Raw genomic sequence first — 18,278 nt, 5'->3', positions numbered from 1 at the left:
GGGGAATTTCGACGGTTTTCTGGGGGAAGGTTTGGTATGACGATCACGCGAGGGGCTGTCGCGCCCGATTTCGAGTTGCGCAATCAGCACGGGCAGACGGTTAGTTTGCAGGAGTTGCTGTCGCGGCGCGCGGTGCTCGTAGTTTTTATCCCTCTCGCGTTTTCGCCGGTCTGTGCCGTCGAGGTCGCCCAGCTCAACGACTGGCACGACATCGCGGCAAGCGCGGGCGTCGAAGTCGTGGTGGTGTCGGTTGACTCTGTGGCAACGCTCCGGGCGTGGTCGGATGACACAGGCTTCCGCCTTTCGCTGCTGTCGGATTTTTGGCCTCATGGCGCGGTCGCGAAGCAGTTCGGGGTATTTCTGGAAGACAAGGGATTTGCTCGTCGCGCCAGTTTCCTCATCGATCACGATGGTGTTGTGCAGAGCATTATCGAGTCACCGCTGGGGGAAACGCGAGCGTTTTCTGACTACGAGCGAGCAATCGTGGCGCTCACTTCCGACTCTGATTCATAGATTTTGTGGGTGTGTGTAACGGGCCGTCAAAAGCCGTGTAACATTATCGAGCGCTGCTTCGTACTGCGTCGCTGCGGGCCTTTAGCTCAGCTGGTAGAGCGCCACGTTTACACCGTGGATGTCATCGGTTCGATCCCGGTAGGGCCCACCGCAACAGAAAACCCCCGTCGCTGACGGGGGTTTTCTTCGTTTTCCGGTCGTTTTCAGCGGTATGCTCCGTGCACGATTGACGTCGATACACTCGGGTCGACGTCGCCTTGCGAGGTGGGACATCATGTCGAATGAGTCACTGGATCCTGTGCTGGAAACGGCACGCAATCACGCCACCAGGTATCTCCACGGACTAGCCACCAGACATGTCGGAAGTCAGCACGGTCGCGACGAGATGATGGCGAACTTGCACACACCGCTTGCGGAGACGGGAGAGGACCCCTCGGCCGTCATCGATCTGCTGGCGAGTCAGGCTGATGTCGGCATGACGGCATGTAGCTCACCGCGGTACTTCGGCTTCGTGATCGGTGGCACGCAACCGGTCGCCCTCGCCGCAGACTGGCTCGTGTCGACCTGGGATCAGAATGCCGGCATCCATGTGATCTCACCGTTCTCGTCAGCGATAGAAGAAATTGCTGCCGAATGGATGCTGGAACTGCTCGATCTCCCGCGTAAATCCTCTGTCGGTTTTGTTACCGGCGGCCAAATGGCGAACTTCACGTGTCTTGCAGCGGCGCGACACAACGTGTTGAGGCGCGTCGGGTGGAATGTCGAACTCGACGGCGTTGCGGGGGCGCCGCACGTGAATCTGGTGGTGGGGGCAGGGGCTCACGTCACTATTGATGTTGCATTTCGTTATCTCGGGTACGGCACTCGCTCACTAAATGTCGTTGAATCTGATGGTCAAGGACGGATGCGTGCGGATCGTCTGCGCGATCTTGTGGCGACGCTCGACGGGCCGACGATCATTTGTGCCCAAGTCGGCAATGTCAATAGCGGGTGCTTCGACCCGGTGAGAGAAATTGCACAGATTGCTCGGGATGCCGGTGCGTGGCTGCACGTCGATGGAGCATTCGGTTTGTGGGCACGAGCGAGCGCAGAGCTCGCCCCGCTCGCGGATGGAATTGATCTCGCAGATTCTTGGTCGACGGATGCGCATAAGTGGTTGAACGTTCCCTATGACAGCGGGCTCGCGATTGTGAGGCACTCGGCGGATCATCGTGCCTCGATGACGTCGTCGGCTGAATACCTCATCCAAACTCACGGAGTTGAGCGGGATGCGATCGATTGGGTTCCTGAACTTTCGCGACGGGCGAGAGCGATTCCGATTTATGCGGCTCTGCGCACACTTGGGCGCGACGGTATTGCCGAGCTCGTCAATCGTGGCTGCGTACGAGCTCGGGAGATGGCTGAGTTGTTGGGGCAGGATGCCGGAGTGCGGATACTGAACGATGTTGTTCTGAACCAGGTGCTGGTGCGTTTCGCCAACGATGATGACATCACGCGGGCGGTGGTGGCAGGAGTCCAAAGAGAAGGAACCTGCTGGGTGAGCGGAACAACGTGGAACGGCCACGCCGCGATGCGCGTATCGGTCACCAACTGGGCTACTTCAGCAGAAGACGTTTCGCGAAGCGCTTCCGCGATTCTCTCCCTCTTTCGCGGCCTGCACTGACGCTTGGTTCCGTGGCCATACGCTCGCACCATGTCGACAACTGCAGCCATCAGAGTCGGGCCGATTGCGTTCATCGGCGCGGCCACACTGGGGGAGAAGCGTAAACCGCAGTCTTCTGAATCGGCATATCCCTCATATTTGTTGCAGTATCTGTTCTGAGTACGGCTCGGCATACCCGCAAAACATTGGTATCGCCTTAGGATTTATGCATGGCATTCCACGACGACGTTGACGACGCGAACGATGCGAACGATGCGAACGACAAAACGTCTTCAGAGCATGAGTTCGAACTACCTTTTCCGAATCCTGCGACCGGTAATTCTTCCGGTTCAGATTCGGCACCCGACACGACCGCTGACGGTCTTGTCGACCTGAGCGAAGCATCCACAGACGGCATCTTTAATCTTGATGCTGCGCTCAATGCAGACACTTTCGTGCCGGCCGTACCGCCCGCAGACTCGGTAGTACCGCCCGCGCCGCCCGTTGGCGCGTCGACTTTTGCGCCTATTGATCTCAACGAAGAGTTCCAGCGCTCCGACGTCGCAGACGCACTCGACGAGGGGATGCCGCCGTGGGCTATGGCCCCCGCTCCTGATCCGACGCAAGCAGTCCCACAACTCGATGCGCCGAGCGATAGCGATTCTGGGCAACCGGCCTCGCCGGCGGCAGCGTCTCCCGAAGACGACGATGATCCGTACCAAATTCCAGCCGACTACACGACACCTGATTTCTTTGCTTCGCGCATTTCGCGTCGGCGCACGCCCGAAGAGATGGAAGCCGAGGCTGCGGCAGTAGACGCTGAGAGCGACTCTTTGGCTGCAGCTCTCGCGGCCGGTGAGGCAGCAGCCTCCAGCGAACCCGCGTCGGTCGAGCCCGTTCACGTCAAGCCCGAGACGACTGAGCCCGAGACCGTGGCGCCTGCGCCGTTCGAATCGGCCTCAATCGACCCTGTCCCCGTCGCTTCTGAACCCATCGCGTCAGCGGTGCACGACTTCGATTCCGATCTCGGTGCATTTGACCTCGACACGCCCGATACGACAGACGACTCCGAAGAATTTAGCTTCGACTCCCTCTTCGCAATGCAAGAACCTGCATCACCGGCTACCGACACGCCCGCTGACGGCTCGTCGTCCGCTGACGCCCCTTGGGCAGAAGTGTCGCCCGTCGCCGGCGACAGCGCGGATCCGATTTCTGACGAATCCGCTGCTCCCGCCAACCACATTTGGAAGCTCGGGCCCATGGAGCCGAATGTTCAGGGTTCCAGTCCTGAACCTGCGCCCGCAGAGCCACAGGTCGCGGCAGAACCCCCACTCCCTGTCGAGGACGTCATCGACGGTGCGCCCATGTGGAACCTTGATGGTCAGGATGCGCCGGCTGTCGTAGAGACGCCGAGCCTTGACAGCGACGGTTTCCTTTCGATCGATGACGTGTTCGCTCCCGTAGCGAGCGATTCAGATACCGAAGAGTCTGTTCCAGACGCCGTCGTATCTACCGGCGACGACGCTGACGACGCTGACGACGCTGACGACGCTGACGACGCTGACGCTGACGGTGCAGACGCTGACACCACGGAAGCTGCAGCTGCAGAGGAACCCGAAGCCGCAAGTGCACCACAGTCAGAGAGCGTTGGGGCTTTTGACCTTGACGCTGCCTTCCGCGAGGCCGCTGCTACTCCTGAGACTCTGGCTGAGCCCACCACTTCTGTTGAGCCCACCACTTCTGTTGAGCCCACCACTTCTGCTGAGCCAACAACGAGCGAGTATCTTGCACCGCCAACGCCCGAATCGGCGATCGAGAGCGAGAGCGTTGCCGCAGCAGAGCTGTCGGAAGAATTCGCAACGACGAGTGAACTCGTTTCACCGTTCAATTTTGAGCCGGTAGCTCCAGTCTCGCCGGAAGCGTCCGACGCAACAGCGTCTCAGGCGGCGGCCGAAGAGCCAGTCGAGGAGTTCTTCAGCGGGTTAGCGGCAGAATCGGTTATCGAAGCGTCCGCTCACCCTCTTTCTGTCGAACCCGTGATCAGTGACACCGCTGAATCGGCCGACACCCCTGAATCGGTCGACAGCGCTGACGCCGAAACTCCCTTCACTCACCGTCAGTCATACATTGCACCGCTAGACGAGTTGCCAACTCCAGGGCCTGTTAACGCAGGAGAAGCTTTCGACACAGTGGTTCCTGAGTCGGATGCTACGGCTTCGTTCGAAGAAGCTGCCGATCTAGCCACACCCGCAGACGCCGCTTTCGACTTTGTCGCCCCCGCCGCCGTGTCCGAAGAAGCCCCAGCGGTACCAGAAGCAACGCCGGTGTCCGAGGCTGAAACTGTTCCCCCCGCGCCGGATGTCTCAGAGAATGCTGACGCGCCCGAGCCGCTGGACACACCAGACGTAGGTTTCGCTCACGACGTTGTTCCTGAGACTGAAGTTGCCTTCGATCCAGCAGCAACACCAGAGTTCGTAGAGACAGCAGAGTTCGTAGAAACAGCGGAATTCGTAGAAACAGTTGAGGCAAGTCCCGCGCCGACCGCCCCAGTCGTTTCGAGCTTTGCCCCGGAAGCATCCTTTCGGCCGATCGCGGAACCGACTCCTGTGGTAGACGACATTCCCTCAGCGCCGACGACGCCAGCCGCTCCCGCTAACGATGAATCGGTAGTTTCAGAAGAACACGCTGCTCCGGAACAGCAGCCCGCTGTTGCCGAAACGACGGCGGATGATGACATTCCGACACCCCCAACTCGCCGTTCAATGGCTGACGAAGACATTCTCAACTGGGCAGACAGCCCCGAAAATCAATCAACGGGAACGCTCAGCGTTATCGAGGTTCTTGAAGCACAATTGCGTTTGCGCGAAGAAGAAGCCCGTGAATACCGCGAGTGGGAAACCACGTTCCGGTCACGAGGCGGCCCCGTCGCCGATCAGGTCATCGAGCAAGTTCGGTCTGAGTTCTCAGATGTCGTTGATCGCGATGAAACGCCAGCAGCTGCTGCGACGCAAGACTCAGCCCCCACTTCAGCACCGGTAGCGGCTGCCGCGCAATTGCCTGCCTGGGAAGTACCGCCGCCAAGCGAGTCGTGGTCGCCTCCGGCTGACTTTGACGACGAGATCCCCTTTGCTGCTCACGCGGATCCGACGGGATCAATAACGCTTCCTGTCCTCGGCGACACCGCCGAGGAACAGTCTGCTGCTGCGCCGGTTGCCGCATCGTTCGCGGCAGCGTCTACCTCTGACGCCGAAGGCCAGTCAGCATCTGCGGTCCCAGCTGAACCTGAGGTCCAGGCTGAACCCGAAGTGCAGGCCGAACCCGAAGTGCAGGCCGAACGTGAAAGTGTTGAGGTGCCAGTTGATGGCACTACCGAAGCCGCGCCTTCCCCGTTTGACGCCGCCTCCGGCTTCTTGAGCTTGAGCGATCTGCCCGAAGTTGCCGAAGCCCCAGCGGCCGAGAGCGCAGACGCCGCCACTTTCTCCGAAGCAACGGCTGCCCAAGCAGCACCAAGTGCGTCTGATGTGCAGTCAGCCCCAGAATTCCCTGCCGACGAGGATGGTGACTACGACGAGGTTGAATTCGCTCCACCAGCACTTGTTGAGCCGGATGTCGCGCCGAGTGTTCCCCGTGCGAATCTCGACGAACATGTCTCGTTTGGCGACTTCGGGTTCGCGCCCCCACCCGCCGAGGGCGCGGCCGATGACGTCCCGGAAGATTCCATGGCTTCCGATTCCGCAGCAGACCCCGCTGCTGAGGCGGATGACGTACCTTTCGCATTCAATCTTCAGGCTGACACCGCGAATGATCCCGCAATCGTGCCAGAGGCCACGCCAGTAGCCGCTGAACAGGACGCCGCAGAGGCTTCTGCTGCAACCGCCGAGCCGGTGGTCGAATCCGAGCCAATCGTCGAATCCGCTTCTGATGTTTCTCCAGCCGACTCTGCCGTAGCGGAGGACGCCGTGGCGTTCAGCTTCGCCTCGACCGAGACCCCCAAGTATGTTGCCCCGGAGCCCATCAGCTTTGAGGATCTGCTTAAGAATGATGACCTCGATGATGTTGACGTCGAGCCCGATGCCGATGAAGCTGAGTCTGATCCTCTGCGGGCGCTCCTCGCAAACGCGGCACCGCCGTTGCAGGGCGACCCACTTTCTGATGTGCAGACGGGATCGATGTCGATCGCCCAGGCTGCGTTTGATGCCGGAGTCGAGGAATCAGAGTCCGATGAAGCTGTCGACGACAGCGACCGCTTGACTTTCCCGACAGTGCTTTCCACTGGCGCGCTCGACTCGAATGTGGGCGAAACCTCTTCCGATAGCGCCGTTGCAACTGCGGATGACGATGTGATTCCGTTCGCCGCAGGGGTTGCAGGTGCCGCGGTTCTCGGTGCTGCTGGGGGCTCGCTTGCCTCTCAACCAGCACCAACGGGCGCTCCGGCGCCTCTCGCAGCGCCTCTCGCAGCACCTCTGGCACCCGATGCGCACTCCGCAGCCGTTGCAACTCCCGTTGATTCCATGCCGCAGCCGGTTGCTCATTCAACGTCCGTGGTTGCTCAGCAGCCGCTCGGTCTCGATGAAGTGGCTCCCACAGCGCAGCACGTTTTCAGCCTTGAGGAGAGCGGGCTCGAGCCGACTCCTGTTGATCGCCGTATTGGGCACGCCGCGCGTCTCTTCTGGCTGTGGTTTGCGACTAACTCGTCGATTGTGAGCCTTGGTCTCGGTGCCGCGGTATTTGCGGTGGGAATGAGCCTCCGCCAGTCGATCGTCGCGATCCTTGCCGGCGTGGCGCTCTCCTTCATCCCGTTGGGTCTCACGACTCTTGCAGGTAAGCGCAGCGGTCAGCCGACCATGGTTGTTTCGCGCTCAACTTTTGGCGTACTGGGCAACATTGCGCCGTCAGTGGTCGCCGTAGTTGCACGACTGTTCTGGGGAGCTGTGCTCCTGTGGGTATTGGCCTCTTCGGTCACTATCGTGTTGATCGGGGCTGACCTCAACGGTGGCCTTGGTGATCGACAGCTGCTACTTATCGCGTTGGCGCTCTCCTTTCTCATTGCTTTGGTTATCGCGTTCGCCGGTTACCCGCTGTTTGCGCGCATCCAGCTGATTCTGAGCATCATTTCGGGAGTGCTGATTGTGGGTCTTATCGGATTCACCGCGCAGTACATCGATATCGCGCAGGCGCTGACCGTTCCTGATGGCTCGTGGCTGTTGACTGTGACAGGTGCCGTGCTCGTGTTTAGCTTCCTCGGTTTGGTCTGGGCTTACAGCGGAGCAGACATTGCTCGCTACCAGCGCCCAGCGTCGAGCGGGCCGGCATCGATGCTGTCTGCGGCATTCGGGGCAGCGCTTCCCGCCTTTGTGCTTATTGCTTACGGTGCACTTCTCGCCGCATCCGACCCGGCAATTGCTCGCGGGTTCCTCGCTTCGCCTCTCGACACCTTGCTCCTCTTGCTGCCGAGCTGGTACCCGATTCCGTTGCTGCTCGCCGCCGCGCTGAGTCTGCTTTCCGGTATCACTCTGAGTTTGTATTCGGGCGGATTTGCCCTCCAGGCGATTGGGGTGCGGGTGCCGCGCCAGTGGTCGATCGTGATTGTTGCGGTCGTACTCGGTGCTCTCGGCATTCTCTTCGCGTTCGGTGTTGACGGCGGAATCAACGAGCTGTTCCGGGATGTCGCAACCACGCTCGCTGTGCCTACTGCAGCGTGGGCTGGCATCTTCGCCTCGGAGACCATGATCCGCACCCGCAAACTTGACAGCGCTGGGCTCCTTGCTCGCGGTGGCGTCTATGCGGATGTTCGTTGGGTGAACCTCGGTGCTTATGTCGTGATTTCAGTGATCGGCTTCGCTCTCACGAGTGCGACGATCAGCTGGCTTTCGTGGCAGGGTTACGGCTTCACAGCACTCGGGATCGATCTGAGCTCTGACCTCGCCGCAACCGACCTCGGTGTGCTCGTCGCTCTTGGCCTTGGAATTGTGACGCCCTTGGTGGCTGGTATTCCGGCGATTCGTCGTCAAGAAGCCGAGCAGCCTGAGCGCGCACCGCGTCCCGCCTAGACTGAACGCGTGTCTATTACTGTCGCTGACGTCCTTGCTGCAGCCGAACGGCTTTGGCCCGCATCCGGTGCTGAGTCATGGGATGCAGTGGGGTTAGTCGCAGGAGACCTCGACGCCCCGGTGTCGAAGATTTCTCTCGCAGTCGATGCTGTGCTTGAGACTGTGGACGAGGCAATCGTCGACGACGCAGACATGCTCATCACTCATCATCCGCTGCTATTGCGCGGCGTCACATCTATTGCGAGTGATCGCTATAAAGGCGCCGTGCTCACCAAGCTTGTGCGCGCTGAGTGCGCTCTATTGGCCGCTCACACCAATGCGGATGTCGTAGAAACCGGAACGTCGGGTCGCTTCGCCTCCAGGCTGGGCTTGTCCGCGATCGCTCCCATCGTTGCTGGTCAGACTCCGGATCGGGGCATTGGCCGCACGGGGCAGCTGCCGGAGCCGATGACGCTCGGTCGTCTCGCGCGCCTTGTCGCAGAAATTCTTCCGCCCACGGCTACCGGAGTTCGCGTTGCGGGCGATTTTGATCAACTGGTTCAGTCGGTGGCGTTGTGCGGGGGAGCGGGTGACGCATACTTGAACGACCCTGCCGTGCTGGCGTCGGATGTCTACATCACGAGCGACCTTCGGCATCATCCGGCCTCTGAGGCTCGTGAGAATGCTCGACTCGGGAATGGGCCCGCTTTGATCGATGTCTCGCACTGGGCTAGTGAGTGGTTGTGGCTTGATGCCGCGGCCGAAGAGTTGCGGGCATTGTTGCCAGGCGTAACGATTACGGTGAGCGAATTGCGCACCGATCCTTGGGATTTTGCGGTTGTGCAGTAAGCGCACCGGTATACAGAAAGAAACATGACTATGGCATTGACCGCGAGCCCCGCTGACCAAGCGTTACTTCTCGACCTGCAAGCTTTTGACACCAAAATTTCTCAGTTGGAGCACCGCGCAAAGAAGCTTCCTGAGCACGAGAAGCTTGCCGAGTTGAAGCAGCACCGCGACAAGCTTCAACTGACGATGCTTGAAGAGCGTGGTATCAAAGAAGACATCGAGCTTGAAATGAGCCGTATCGAGTCTGACGTCACGGTTGTGGAGGCTCGCATCGCCCGCGACACTGCGCGTTTGGACGCCAGCACTTCTGCAAAGGATGTCGCTGCGCTTGAGCTGGAACTCACCTCGCTGCGTACCCGGCTGAGCAATCTCGAAGATATCGAGCTTGCTGTCATGGAGAAGCTCGAAGCTCAGCAAAAGGTCGTCGATAATCTCGCTGAACAGGGTGACAACCTTCGTACCCAGGCAGCAGAACTCGAAGCCAGCCGCGATGAAGCCCTCACGGTGATCCAGACGGAGCTCGCGTCGACGCGCACCGGGCGCGCCGCGCTTCAGACTACAATTCCCGAAGATCTTCTCGCACTGTACGAACGTCAGCGTGAGCGCTACGGTGTCGGTGCTTCCATGCTGCGTGGCGGAGTCTCACTGGCCTCCGGTGTAAAGCTTCTCGAAAACGAAATGCAAGAGATCCGCGCTGCAGCCCCCGATGCCGTAATCATGTGTGCCAGCAGCGAGGGCATTCTCGTGCGCACCAACGAGTCGGGACTCTAGGCACTTTCTGAAGGCTAAGCTTGATGTCGAATGGGTCGGCAAGACGGTCGCGTTATCCGTTATGGGTACCGAGGAACGTCCGGGCTCCGTAGAGCAGGATGGTGGGTAACACCCACCCGGGGCAACCCGCGAGAACAGTGCAACAGAAAGCAGACCGCCACAGGCTTTGGCTTGGGGTAAGGGTGAAACGGTGGTGTAAGAGACCACCAGCGGCCGGGGTGACTCGGTCGGCTAGGTAAACCTCGTCCGGAGCAAGATCAGACAGAAGACGCTAAGGCTGCTCGCCGAGTCTTCGGGTAGATCGCTAGAGGTGTGCGGCAACGTACATCGTAGATAGATGACCGTCCAGCATGAAATTTCGGTTTCATGTGAACAGAACCCGGCGTACTAGCCGGCCCATTCCTCAGTTCTAGCCTGAACTCACGCTTGGGTTGACTCGCCGCTACTGCTGCGGCTCACAGTCTCTTAGACGACTCCCGAGGTGCCCAATAGGGTACCGATAAGGAATGTTGTGGCGAGTGCGAGCGCTCCGCCGATCACAATGCGCAGCGTAGGTCGCACCCAGCTGTTGCCGCCAACACGTGCCGACAGGGCTCCGGTGATAACCAGGGCTGTCAAGACGGCGATGAAGGTCGCGACGACGCGGATGGGTTCTGGCGCGAGCAAGATTGCGGCGAGGGGCAACACGCCACCGATCGTGAACGCAAGGGCGGATGCCCCGGCCGCTTGCCAAGGGCTCACAACCGCGTGCTCGGTAATGCCGAGTTCTGCTTCAAGATGGGCAGCGAGAACGTCGTGTTCGGTGAGTTCCTCGGCTACGCGTTGAGCTGTTTCTGCGCTGATTCCTTTGGCGTGGTAGATAGCCGCAAGCTCAGCGAGCTCCTCTTCTGGCATCTCGGCGAGTTCGCGACGCTCTTTCTCAATCAGCGCGCGTTGGCTATCGCTCTGGCTGCTGACGGAAACATATTCGCCCAACGCCATAGAGATGGCACCACCGACGAGACCAGCAACTCCTGCCGTAATTAGCGGAGCGATGGCGGATGTCGCTCCAGCAACGCCGACCACGATGGCGGCGACCGAAACGATGCCATCGTTCGCACCAAGAACCCCGGCACGGAGCCAGTTCAGGCGTCCTGCGATATCACCGGAGTGTGGTTCGTTGGTGTGAAAGCTCATCGTTATTCCTTGACAGCGAGTGCTGCGGCGCCAAGGATTCCGGCGTTGTTGCGCAACTTGGCGGGCACGATCGGCGTCTTCAGCTTCAGGAGCGGCAGAAATTTCTCGTGGCTTTTCGATACGCCGCCTCCGACAAGGAAGAGGTCGGGGGAGAAGAGCAACTCAAGGTGTGTGTAGTAACGCTGGAGGCGCTTTGCCCAGGCTTTCCAGCTGAGGCGCTGCCGTTCCTTTGCCGAGAATGAAGCACCCTTCTCCGCATCCCGCCGCCCGATGGTGAGATGACCAAGCTCAGAGTTCGGCACGAGGGTTCCGTTGTAGATGAGCGCGCTGCCGATTCCAGTGCCGAGGGTAGTGAGCAGGATCAGACCGGGCACCCCTTTTGCCGCGCCGTAGCGCACTTCGGCGACGCCAGCGGCATCCGCATCATTGACGAAATGGATGTCGCGGCCGAGAGCCTTCTCGAAGAGCGCCTCCGCCTCAAGGCCGATCCACTCTTTTGAGATGTTCGCGGCAGACATTGTCATGCCGTTGCGCACGATCGCGGGAAAACAGACGCCGACTGGCATTGACTCTGGAATCCCGCCGAGCTTGTCGATGAGTTCGATAACGACCTTGACGATCGCGTCAGGCTTGCCCGATTTGGGCGTCGCTATTTTCATCCGCTCGCTGACGAGCTTGCCGGTGTCCGTGTCGACGATGGCGCCCTTGATGCCGGTGCCACCGATGTCGATTCCTAGAGCCTGAGTCATGCTGTCCTCTTTCGCGTGGTTAGGGAGCGTCAGGGTATTACGGGAGGGTCAAAATTTCGGTGCCACGTTCGGTGACAACCATGGTGTGTTCGAACTGAGCGGTCAGGCTCTTGTCGCGGGTAGTGACGGTCCAGTCGTCAGCCCACAAATCCCAATCGTGGGAACCGAGCGTGAGCATGGGTTCGATCGTGAAGACCATGCCTACCTCGATAACATCGTCGAACTGTGGCGCAGAGTCGTAGTGGGGGATGATCAGGCCGGTGTGGAAGGCGCGGCCAACGCCGTGGCCCGTGAAGTCGCGAACCACGCCATAGCCGAAGCGCTTCGCGTAGGACTCAATGGCGCGCCCAATAACGTTGACTTGGCGGCCAGGGGCGACGGCCTTGATTCCCCGGTTGAGCGCCTCTTGCGTGCGTTCGACGAGATTGCGTGCGTCGTCAGAAACGTTTCCGACAAGGAAAGTCTTGTTGAGGTCGCCATGCATTTCGTCTTTGTACGCGGTGATATCGATATTGATGATGTCGCCCTCTTCGAGCACGGTGTCATCAGGAATGCCGTGGCAAATCACTTCGTTGATGCTCGTGCAACACGACTTCGGGAAGCCCCGGTAGCCGAGAGTCGAGGGGTAAGCACCTCGGGAGACCATGTATTCGTGCGCGATCTGATCGAGTTGCGCAGTGGTCACGCCCGGAGCGACCGCAGCACCAACCGCTTCGACAGCGCCAGCGGCAATCTTTCCTGCCGCGCGGATGCGGTCGACCTCTTCGGCGGTATAGACATCCGAACCGGTGAAGGTGCGTGGCGCCTTCTTGCCCACATATTCGGGGCGAGGAATAGCCGAGGGAACGGCAAGTTGAGGTGGGATTACTCCCGGAACGAGGTGACCAGTGTGATTCCGAGGCATTTCAGCAGTCTAACGGCGTAGCCTTGCTCTCGACGAAGGGACGAACCGCATGGAGCAATGGTGGTACAACCACAAGACAGGCGAAGTCGAAGAAGGACCGCAGTCGTTAGCCGTCGATCGTGATGGACCGTTCGACACACGGGCTCAAGCCGAACACGCCCCACAAATCATCGCCGAGCGCGCACGCAAGTGGGCAAGCGAAGACTCTGAAGACTAAACCTCTAGTGCCGTAGCGAGCAGCTGCCCGCCGAGAGATCTCCTAGTAGGAGTGTTCCTCTGTCGGGTAGGTGCCTGCGGCCACGTCGGCCCGGTAGTCGTTGACGGCACCCGCGAGGGTCGCGCGCAAATCGGCGTATTGCTTCACAAACTTAGGGATGCGTCCCTTGGTGAGGCCAGCCCAATCGGTCCAGACAAGAAGTTGTCCATCGACGTGGGGGCCTGCGCCAACGCCGATTGTCGGAATCGACAGCGCTTCGGTGATCTTGGCGGCGGCATCCGCTGGCACCATCTCGAGCACGACAGCAAAGGCGCCGGCCTCTTGAACGGCGAGAGCGTCGGCGAGCAGTTGCTCGAACCCTTCGCCGCGGCCCTGAATGACGTGGCCGCCGAGACCGTGCTCACTCTGCGGCGTGAACCCGATGTGAGCCATCAGCGGGATGCCGGCATCCACGATGCGTCGAATCTGTTCGGCGCTGCGCACTCCGCCCTCGAGCTTGACCGCGTGAGCGCCTGTCTCTTTCATAAAACGGAAAGCGGTGTGCAGTGCCTCGTCTGCGCCAGCTTCGTAAGAACCGAAGGGCATATCCGCCACAACGAAAGCGCGCGTGACAGCGCCGGCGACCGCGCGCGTGAGAGGGATGAGATCATCGATTGTCACCGGCAGCGTCGTGTCGTAGCCGTAGACATTGTTGCCAGCGGAATCGCCAACGAGCAAGAAGTCGATGCCGGATTCGTCGAAGATTCCGGCCGTCAGCTGGTCATAGCTCGTGAGACCGACGATCTTAATTCCGTTTTCTTTCGCCGTCTGAAAATGGCGAGTTCGAACTCGTTTGAGCTTGGCTTGGGCCTCTGCGGCGGCGGAGTCAGTCATAGCGGCAAGTCTAGCGATATGGCGGCAACAGGCGATTGGCTAGAGGTCGCGGCGAGTGCGCTGCAGAGACCCTAAGGAACAAGTACCCTTAGAGCGGCAGAATCGATGTCGCACTCTCGCGGCAAAGCACGGATCGAGGAACATTAATGTCAATGGACAAGCAGCGCGATTTCGTTCTTCGCACAATTGAAGAACGTGGCATCAAATTTGTTCGACTCTGGTTCACGGATGTTGTGGGAACGCTCAAGAGCGTTGCCGTTGCTCCTGCGGAGATCGAAGGTGCATTCGCTGAGGGCCTTGGCTTCGACGGTTCCGCCATTGAGGGATTCACTCGTGCGTACGAAGCAGACATGCTCGCGCATCCAGATCCCACCACTTTTCAGATTCTGCCGTGGCGTGGAGAGATCGATCCCACTGCCCGCATGTTCTGCGATATCACTACGCCAGATGGCCAGCCAGCAGCATCCGACCCGCGCAATGTGCTCAAGCGCACCCTCGAGAAGGCGGCCGAACGCGGCTTCACGTTCTACACTCACCCTGAGATCGAGTTCTACCTTCTCAAGTCGAGCAAGCTCAAGAATGGCAGCCCGCAGCCGGTAGATTCTGCTGGCTTCTTTGACAACGTTCCTGGCGGCACGGCGCACGACTTCCGTCGCCGTTCGGTGCGGATGCTCGAAGACCTCGGTATTTCGGTGGAGTTCAGCCACCACGAGTCCGGACCTGGCCAGAACGAGATTGACCTTCGTTACGCCGACGCCCTCACCACGGCGGACAACATCATGACGTTCCGCACCGTGATCAAAGAAGTCGCCATCGAGCAGGGTGTCTACGCGACGTTCATGCCGAAGCCGATGTCTGGCCAGCCTGGTTCGGGAATGCACACCCATATGTCGCTATTCGAAGGCGACCAGAATGCGTTTTACGACGCGAGCGGTCACTACCAGCTGTCTAAGGTCGGCCGCCAGTTCATGGCTGGCGTTCTCAAGCACGCGCCTGAGATTACGGCAGTTACGAACCAGTTCGTGAACTCCTACAAGCGCCTCTGGGGCGGTGACGAAGCCCCGAGCTTCGTCACGTGGGGCCACAACAACCGTTCCGCGCTGGTGCGCGTTCCGCTCTACAAGCCCGGCAAGGGTCAGAGCGCGCGCATCGAGTACCGAGCTCTTGACTCTGCCGCGAACCCGTATCTCGCTTACTCGCTCTTGCTCGCCGCAGGGCTCAAGGGCATCGAGGAAGGCTACGAGCTTCCTCTCGAAGCTGAAGATGCCGTCGGTGACCTGTCCGAGCACGAACGCCGCGCGCTCGGCTACGAGCAGCTTCCGTCGAACCTCAACCACGCGCTGAGCATCATGGAAAACTCTGAGCTTGTTGCCGAAACGCTGGGAGAGCAGGTCTTCAACTTCGTTCTACTCAACAAGCGTCGCGAGTGGAAGGCCTACCGCGCACAGGTCACCCCCTACGAACTGGAGAGCAGCCTAGAGATCCTCTAGACCCTCTGTCACCATGTCGACGTCGCCATACACTCTGACCGAGCTCGCCAAACTGGGTTTCATGGAACTCAGCGAGGCCCGCGAGCGTCTTGTCTCGCTCGAGCGCCCCGAAGTGCCCGCAGCGTTGTTCTCGCGCGCCGCAGACCCCGATCAAGCCCTGCGCCTTGTCGTGGAGCTCTCTGAGGGGTCCCCGCAGCAGCTCACCCCGGTGTTGGCCAATGACGAGGCCGCCGTGCGACTGGTGCGGGTGCTTGGCGCGTCCTCGGGGTTGGGCGACTTCTTTGTGCGGCATCCGCAAGAACTCGATGCGATGTGTTCGCCCATTTCTGAGCCATACTCTCCAGAGGAATACGTTGAGCTTCTCACCGAAGTAACCAACGATCTCGAGGGCGAAGACGCCTGGGTTGCGTTGCGGGTGCGCTACCGCCGAGAGCTCGCACAACTCACGGCGTGGGACCTCGCGCAAGAAGACCCCCTTGCAGCGGTCGATCGCGTCGCCATGGCGTTGGCCGATTTGGCCGGTGCCGCTCTTGAAGCATCGCTCTCCGTCGCTCGCCGCTCGGTGAATTTTCCGGAAGCCGATATCGCCGCGACCCGAATTGCCATCATCGGCATGGGCAAGGCGGGCGCGCGCGAACTGAACTATGTGTCGGATGTCGACGTCATCTTCGTGACGGAGCCCGACGGCATCAGCGCCGACCGTGCCGTCACGATCGCTACGCCTCTGGCGGTGCAGACGATCCGCGGCATTCAAGACCTCACGGTTGAACCAGCGCTGTGGGAAGTCGATACGAACCTTCGCCCCGAAGGCAAGGACGGTGCGCTTGTTCGCACGCTCGAGTCGCATCTGGCCTATTACGATCGCTGGGCAGAGAGCTGGGAGTTTCAAGCTCTCCTGAAGGCGCGACCGCTCGCGGGTGACCGCGAACTGGGTGGCCGCTACATTGAGGGCGTTGCACCGCTGGTGTGGTCGAGTGCTTCGCGCGAAAACTTTGTGGCGTCAGTGCAGAGGATGCGCGAGCGTGTCACCGAAAACATTCCTCCGCAGGAACGCGACGTGCAGCTTAAGCTGGGCCCTGGTGGCCTTCGCGATATCGAATTCACCGTGCAACTGCTGCAGCTTGTTCACGGACAGAGTGACGAAGGTGTGCGTCAAACCTCCAGCCTCCGGGCGCTCATCGCTCTCGCCGAGCACGGCTACATCGGGCGAACCGAGGCCGGCGAGTTTGCGCGCGACTATCGCTTTCTCCGGTTGCTGGAACACCGCATCCAGCTCTCGCGATTGCGTCGAACGCATCTCATGCCGCGCGACCCCGATGATTTGCGGGTGCTAGCGCGGGCCACGGGTATCGCGACGAGTGCGAAAGATCTCACCGAGCAGTGGCAGCGCACCAAGATTGCGGTCCGCAGGCTGCATGAGCGCCTCTTCTACCGCCCGTTGCTCTCAGCAGTGGCCGCACTGCCCGAAGAAGGGCTCGCGCTCTCTAGCGAGCAAGCAGTGGCTCGCCTGGCCGCCATCGGCTTCCTCGATCCCAAGGGAGCACTAGCGCACATTGCGGCTCTCACTGGGGGAGTCTCACGCCGGGCAACGATCCAAAAGGCTCTGCTGCCCGTGATGCTGCAGTGGTTCTCCGATGGCGCGGATCCTGACTATGGGCTTCTAGCGTTCCGCCGGCTCAGCGAAGCTCTCGGTGAGGCGTACTGGTTCTTGCGGATGCTTCGTGATTCGTCCGGGGCCGCAGAGCGACTTACTCATGTGCTCTCGGCATCCAAATATGTTGGCGGACTTTTCGAGCGGATTCCTGAAGCTGCCGCGTGGCTGGAACATGACAAAGAGCTCAAGCCTCGCTCCCTTGCAGTGTTGCAAGATGAAGCCCGTGCCATCGTCGCTAGGCACAAGGGGCACGAGGATGCCGCGGGTAAGGCATTGCGCACCGCGCGTCGTCGTGAAATCTTACGCTTGGCCATCGGTTCGATCGTCGGAATGACCACGATTCAAGAGCTAGGCCGCGGGCTCAGCGATGTCACCACGATGATGCTCGAGGGCGCGTTGGCGATTCTCCGTCCAGAACCTGACGGGATTGAGTTCGGGATTATTGCTATGGGGCGTTACGGGGGAGCCGAAGCGGGTTTCGGTTCCGACACTGATGTCATGTACGTCTACCGGGCAACGGACGCTACTAGCGAAGATGCTGCCAAACGAGCGGACGCGCTCGCTAAGGGCCTCACTCGCATCACCGAAGACGTGAAGCTTCCGCTCGATCTCGATCTCGACCTCCGTCCAGAAGGCAAGAACGGGGCCATCGTGCGCTCCCTCGAATCGTATGCGGCCTATTACGCCCGCTGGTCGCTCACGTGGGAAGCTCAGGCGCTCTTGCGCGCCCGCGGTGTTGCCGGCGACACGGCGCTGCTGGCTGATTTCGAAGCACTCGCGAACCGCGTGCGCTACCCCTCGGTGATTTCACCCCAGGATGTGCGCGAGGTCAAGAGAATCAAAGCTCGCGTGGAGTCTGAACGTCTTCCTCAGGCCGCGGATCCGTCCCGCCATCTCAAGCTAGGCCGCGGTTCGCTCAGCGACGTCGAATGGTTTGTGCAGCTCTTGCAACTCCAACATGGGTCCAGAGTCGAGGGACTACGCACGACCTCAACTCTCGATGCTTTGGAAGCCGCCGTCGCCGAGAAGCTCGTCACGGCCTCAGACGCCGCTCGCCTTCGGGAGGCATGGGTTCTCGCCTCCCGCGCCCGTTCGGCCATCACCCTGTGGACCTCGAAGACCTCGGATGTTTTACCTACGGATCGACTTCAACTCGAAGGCGTTGCTCGTATGCTCGAGTATCCGCCGGGTTCAGCGAGCAAGCTCGAAGAGGACTATTTGCGCGCCACGCGTCGCGCACGACGCGTCTTTGAACGCCGCTTCTATGGCGTCGCCAATGTGCCGAGGTCGTAAAAGCCTGAGGCGCAGTTGGACCCTCCGTGCCCATGCTGTGAACTGCCGCACCGAGGCTCCGAATGTTACAGCCAGGTTAAACCTGTAACCGCTTATGGTGCCAATAGGCGTCCCCCGG

At 60.3% G+C, this 18,278-nt stretch carries 12 protein-coding genes, 1 tRNA gene and 1 other RNA gene; 10 read left to right on the top strand and 4 right to left on the bottom strand.

Annotation, left to right across the window (positions count from 1 at the left end; genetic code table 11):
• The first annotated feature begins 36 nt into the window (after positions 1–36).
• From I6E56_RS02135 to rnpB, 7 genes are all read left to right on the top strand, one after another.
• Complete coding sequence (locus I6E56_RS02135) at positions 37–513, top strand: redoxin domain-containing protein (RefSeq protein ID WP_197135699.1); 477 nt, start codon at positions 37–39, stop codon at positions 511–513.
• A gap of 75 nt (positions 514–588) precedes the next feature.
• Positions 589–661, top strand: a tRNA-Val gene (locus tag I6E56_RS02130).
• 126 nt (positions 662–787) lie between these two features.
• Positions 788–2,176 carry a pyridoxal-dependent decarboxylase gene (locus tag I6E56_RS02125; RefSeq protein ID WP_197135697.1) on the top strand — a complete coding sequence of 463 codons (1,389 nt, stop codon included), beginning with the start codon at positions 788–790 and terminating at the stop codon, positions 2,174–2,176.
• Between the two features lie 209 nt (positions 2,177–2,385).
• Positions 2,386–8,205 (top strand): cytosine permease, encoded by a 5,820-nt coding sequence (locus I6E56_RS02120; RefSeq protein WP_197135695.1) that lies wholly within the window; start codon positions 2,386–2,388, stop codon positions 8,203–8,205.
• 9 nt (positions 8,206–8,214) lie between these two features.
• Positions 8,215–9,033, top strand: coding sequence for a Nif3-like dinuclear metal center hexameric protein (locus I6E56_RS02115; protein WP_197135693.1), 819 nt, complete (start codon positions 8,215–8,217; stop codon positions 9,031–9,033).
• Between the two features lie 30 nt (positions 9,034–9,063).
• Positions 9,064–9,804, top strand: a complete 741-nt coding sequence (locus I6E56_RS02110; protein ID WP_197135691.1) for a zinc ribbon domain-containing protein — start codon at positions 9,064–9,066, stop codon at positions 9,802–9,804.
• A gap of 31 nt (positions 9,805–9,835) precedes the next feature.
• An RNA gene (gene rnpB, locus I6E56_RS02105) (RNase P RNA component class A) lies at positions 9,836–10,207 on the top strand.
• A gap of 62 nt (positions 10,208–10,269) precedes the next feature.
• On the opposite strand, the gene I6E56_RS02100 is transcribed toward rnpB, so the two are convergent.
• The 3 genes from I6E56_RS02100 to map are packed head-to-tail and all read right to left on the bottom strand — an operon-like array spanning position 10,270 to position 12,633.
• Entirely contained in the window at positions 10,270–10,980 is a 711-nt protein-coding gene (locus I6E56_RS02100; RefSeq protein ID WP_197135690.1) for a VIT family protein, read from the bottom strand.
• 2 nt (positions 10,981–10,982) lie between these two features.
• Positions 10,983–11,729, bottom strand: a complete 747-nt coding sequence (gene ppgK, locus I6E56_RS02095; RefSeq protein ID WP_197135688.1) for a polyphosphate--glucose phosphotransferase — start codon at positions 11,727–11,729, stop codon at positions 10,983–10,985.
• A gap of 37 nt (positions 11,730–11,766) precedes the next feature.
• On the bottom strand, positions 11,767–12,633 hold the full coding sequence (gene map, locus I6E56_RS02090) for a type I methionyl aminopeptidase (protein WP_197135687.1): 867 nt from the start codon (positions 12,631–12,633) through the stop codon (positions 11,767–11,769).
• 49 nt (positions 12,634–12,682) lie between these two features.
• Here map and I6E56_RS02085 point away from each other — a divergent pair, with 49 nt between their 5' ends.
• Entirely contained in the window at positions 12,683–12,850 is a 168-nt protein-coding gene (locus I6E56_RS02085; RefSeq protein ID WP_197105765.1) for a methionine aminopeptidase, read from the top strand.
• A 42-nt stretch (positions 12,851–12,892) separates the two neighbouring features.
• On the opposite strand, the gene panB is transcribed toward I6E56_RS02085, so the two are convergent.
• Positions 12,893–13,723, bottom strand: coding sequence for a 3-methyl-2-oxobutanoate hydroxymethyltransferase (panB, locus tag I6E56_RS02080; RefSeq protein ID WP_197135686.1), 831 nt, complete (start codon positions 13,721–13,723; stop codon positions 12,893–12,895).
• 152 nt (positions 13,724–13,875) lie between these two features.
• Here panB and I6E56_RS02075 point away from each other — a divergent pair, with 152 nt between their 5' ends.
• Together I6E56_RS02075 and I6E56_RS02070 are read left to right on the top strand one after the other, a co-directional pair.
• Positions 13,876–15,213, top strand: coding sequence for a glutamine synthetase family protein (locus tag I6E56_RS02075; RefSeq protein WP_197125243.1), 1,338 nt, complete (start codon positions 13,876–13,878; stop codon positions 15,211–15,213).
• Between the two features lie 13 nt (positions 15,214–15,226).
• Positions 15,227–18,160 carry a bifunctional [glutamine synthetase] adenylyltransferase/[glutamine synthetase]-adenylyl-L-tyrosine phosphorylase gene (locus I6E56_RS02070; RefSeq protein ID WP_197135685.1) on the top strand — a complete coding sequence of 978 codons (2,934 nt, stop codon included), beginning with the start codon at positions 15,227–15,229 and terminating at the stop codon, positions 18,158–18,160.
• The last annotated feature ends 118 nt before the right edge of the window (positions 18,161–18,278 follow it).

Origin of the sequence: Salinibacterium sp. NK8237 (assembly GCF_015864955.1) — a bacterium.
Lineage (GTDB): Bacteria > Actinomycetota > Actinomycetes > Actinomycetales > Microbacteriaceae > Rhodoglobus.
The sequence above is the reverse complement of the archived record's forward strand: the minus strand, read 5'-3'. Positions and strand labels throughout refer to the sequence as shown.